Annotated in this window: 1 protein-coding gene; it reads right to left on the bottom strand. The window is 50.7% G+C overall.

Translation table 11 applies throughout. The annotated features are described in order from the left end of the window. Nucleotides 1-252: helix-turn-helix domain-containing protein (locus CKL79_RS22760; RefSeq protein ID WP_170944003.1), on the bottom strand; the 252-nt coding region annotated here is incomplete at its 3' end. Between the last annotated feature and the right edge of the window lie 255 nt (nt 253-507).

A 507-nucleotide genomic window follows, 5' to 3' on the forward strand; every position in this document is an offset into this window, starting at 1 on the left:
GCGTTTTAGCCCATTCAGCGTCGCCTCAAAGCCATGTTCTCCCAACCGGCGGCGGATATTTTCCACTGTTTGGGGCCGACAGTTGAAGGCTTCGGCGATCAACTGGTCTGTCCAGTTCGGCCCTTCGGCATCTGCCTTTAGCAAAATCTGCGCACGACGAACCTTTTGGCTGCTACCGTTCAACCGTTTGATGACTTCGTGCAGTTCACTCTTCTCTGATTCACTCAATCGGACGATGTATCGTTTTTGCATAAAGCCCTCGTTCGCTTTATCCCAATCTCCCCCATTACAACACTCTTGACAACCCTCATTCTTAAACTTGACGCTGCACTAGGTTAGTTGCTTCGGTGATTGATCGGCTCATCTGATGCCTGCGGGTAGCATTGGATTGGACGTTGAATATGGGGTTATTTGCATGTGCGCCGAGCAAAGCTCGGCTTTGTTAGCTAGGTGAAAGTCCTAGTCCTGGAAGCTATGGTCAGGCACCAGGTACTGAGTGTTGCGTTG

The organism is Leptolyngbya sp. BC1307 (genome assembly GCF_002286735.1).
GTDB lineage: Bacteria > Cyanobacteriota > Cyanobacteriia > Phormidesmidales > Phormidesmidaceae > Phormidesmis.